The 2,832-nt window shown below is 69.5% G+C and carries 2 protein-coding genes and 1 pseudogene; all 3 read right to left on the bottom strand.

Annotation, left to right across the window (positions count from 1 at the left end; translation table 11 throughout):
- Nucleotides 1–347: 347 nt before the first annotated feature.
- On the bottom strand, nucleotides 348–1,202 hold the full coding sequence (locus AC2VON_RS10000) for a glycine betaine ABC transporter substrate-binding protein (protein ID WP_486952812.1): 855 nt from the start codon (nucleotides 1,200–1,202) through the stop codon (nucleotides 348–350).
- A 10-nt stretch (nucleotides 1,203–1,212) separates the two neighbouring features.
- The gene (locus tag AC2VON_RS09995; protein WP_486952811.1) at nucleotides 1,213–2,439 is read right to left on the bottom strand and encodes an NAD(P)-dependent malic enzyme; all 1,227 of its coding nucleotides are present in this window, start codon (nucleotides 2,437–2,439) and stop codon (nucleotides 1,213–1,215) included.
- A 25-nt stretch (nucleotides 2,440–2,464) separates the two neighbouring features.
- Nucleotides 2,465–2,832: pseudogene (locus AC2VON_RS09990) on the bottom strand (malate dehydrogenase); the annotation flags it as partial.

The following is a 2,832-nucleotide window of genomic DNA, read 5'->3' as shown; positions in this document are numbered from 1 at the left end:
GGCGCTGATGGCACCCACCACAGCAGCGTCGTCAGCACCGGCGAATGCCACGGCGACCTGCGGCGACCCATCAACATCGAACATGCTTTCGCATACTACGGCGACCCTACGACACGATCCGCCCGCGATGTTCACACCCCGGCCAGCAGCACCGCGCACACCCGCCACACGACCGGGCCACCGAAGTGGTCACCAGCGCGCGAAGCGCTCGGTTGTCCGCGTAGCGATCCGCGGCGGACGCTGGGCATTTCTCGCCTCGCCTGTGGTCACGACGTTCGCCATAACCCGTACCGACTTGTCGCCCGATCTAGTAGGTCAGAGGGCGATAGGGCGTAACGGCTGGCACGTTAGTGCCACAGCGGGTGTTCGGCCAGCCAGGCGTCGGTGACCGCCTGCGGGTCGGCGCCACCGGCCACCTGACGGCGCATGTCGACCAGGGCGGCGGTGTCGAGCACCCCGGCCACCTGGTTGATCGCCAGCAGCTGGGGTTCAGCGAGCTCGTTACGCCGATACAGTGGCACCACATTCTCGGCACGAATCAGCGCCGGCTTGGCGTCGGTGAGCAGCACCACGTCGTCGGGCACGTCGGGATCAGCGATGCTGGTCCAGGCCGCGGTGAGCTGCCGTGCCCGCAGCGCCGCGAACAGCGCTGCGTCGTCACTGAATTCGCGTACATCCGGCAGTCGGCACCGGCCCACCTCCGACGGCGTCCGAACGCCCGCAACGCCGCCCACGACCAGCCCGGAGCAACGCCCAGCCAACAACCGCAAGTCGGTGCTGCCCCACGCGGCCGCGGTGGATTTGGTCACCGCCAGGGTCGGCTTGTCCTCGGCGGCGGTGGCGTAGTCACCGGCGGCGATTCCCTCCGGCAGGGCACCGACCATCGCCCGGTAGACCTGCCTGTCTGAACGCACCATGGCACCGGGCGCGAAGACCGCCAGCAGGCGGCCGGTCAGACCGGGGAGCACGTCGAACACCCCGGAGTCCAACTCGGCGACCGGATCGGCAGCGCTGTGAACCTGTGCCGCCACCCCCGAACCCCGGAGCGCACCCGCGTAGAGGTGCGCCAGCAGCACCGATTCGGTGTCCGGCGTCGCTCCGACGGTGAGGGTCGGGCGCGACGGGCCCGCGCCGCAGCCCGCGAGCAGCAGCGCCGCCAGCCCCAACACCAGCCGGCACACGCCGCCAATCGGCCGCCTCAACAGCGCCGACTCAAGATGGCGGGTGTGCCGGCGGGACTGCAGGTGCCCCGGGGTTGGAAGCTTCGGAGGCTGCTCCGACCGCTGCCGCGACCGCGGGCCCCACCCGGGGGTCGAGCGGGCTGGGCACGATATTCTCCGGTGCCAGTTCGTCGCCGACGACGGAGAAGATCGCCTCGGCAGCAGCGAGCTTCATCGCTTCGGTGATCCGATGGGCACCAGAATCCAGCGCCCCGCGGAACACCCCGGGGAACGCCAGCACGTTGTTGATCTGGTTGGGGAAATCGCTGCGGCCGGTCGCCACCACCGCCGCATACTTCGCGGCCAGGTCCGGATGGATCTCCGGGTCGGGGTTCGACAGCGCGAACACCACGCCGCCGGGCGTCATCGATGCGATCAACTCCTCCGGGACCACACCGCCGGAGGCGCCCAGAAACACGTCGGCGCCGTCGAGCGCTTCGATCATGCCGCCGGTTCGTCCGGTCGGGTTGGTGCGCTGGGCGAGTTCGGCTTTGACACTGTTCATGTCGGTGCGCTCGGGATGCAGGATGCCCTGCGAATCGAGCACGGTGACGTCGGGAACACCAACGGAAAGAAGGATGTTGGCACATGCCACACCAGCCGCTCCCGCCCCGGCGATGACGATCCGCAGCGATGCCATGTCGCGGCCGAGCACCTTAGCCGCGCCCTGCAGCGCCGCCAGCACCACGATCGCGGTGCCGTGCTGGTCGTCGTGCATGACGGGGCAGTCCAGCGCTTCGACGGCGCGGCGTTCGATCTCGAAACAGCGCGGCGCCGAGATGTCCTCCAGGTTGACCGCGCCGAACGTGGGCCGCAGTCGCACCAGGGTTTCCACGATCTCGCCGGGGTCCTTGGTGTCCAACACGATCGGGATGGAGTCCAGGCCGCCGAAGGTCTTGAACAGCGCGCTTTTCCCCTCCATCACCGGCAGCGCCGCCGCCGCACCGATATCGCCCAGGCCGAGCACCGCACTGCCGTCGCTGACCACGGCAACCAGCCGGTTCGCCCAGGTGTAGCGGGAGGCGAGGGTGCGATCGGCGGCGATTGCGCGGCTGACCTGCGCCACCCCCGGGGTGTAGGCGATCGACAGCGCGCGCTGGGTGTCCAGCGGGGCTTTCACCTCCACCGAGATCTTTCCGGCGACGTGGGCTTCGAAGATCTCCTCGTCGCCGACGACAATCTGCGGGCCTTTCACCTCTCCCGGCGCGATTTCAGGCATCGGTAGCCAGGGTACTTCGCAGGTCTTAGACGAGTCCGAGCCCGGTGACGGCGTCGCGCTCGTCGGCGAGCTCGGCGGTCGACGTGTCGATCCGGCCGCGGGAGAACTCGTCGATCTCCAAGCCGCCCACGATGCTCCAGTCGCCGCCGGCGGTGGTCACCGGGAAGGAGGAGATGAGGCCCTCCGGCACGCCGTAGCAGCCGTCGGAGATCACCGCCATCGACACCCAGTCCCCCGCCGGGCTGCCAAGCAGCCAGTCCCGGGCAGCATCGATGGTCGCCGAGGCGGCCGAAGCTGCCGACGAGGCGCCGCGGGCGTCGATGATCGCCGCGCCGCGCTTGGCGACGGTCGGGATGAAGTCGTTCTCGATCCAGGCCTGGTCGCCGACCACCT

The sequence above is a fragment of the Mycobacterium sp. TH-M82 genome, assembly GCF_057473605.1.
Note: the sequence above shows the minus strand (reverse complement) of the source record. Positions and strands in the feature narration are given on the sequence as shown.

Excerpts from the sequence above, each read along its gene's own strand:
- AC2VON_RS09995 (WP_486952811.1), bottom strand. The coding sequence starts at position 2,439 with ATGCCTGAAATCGCGCCGGGAGAGGTGAAAGGCCCGCAGATTGTCGTC.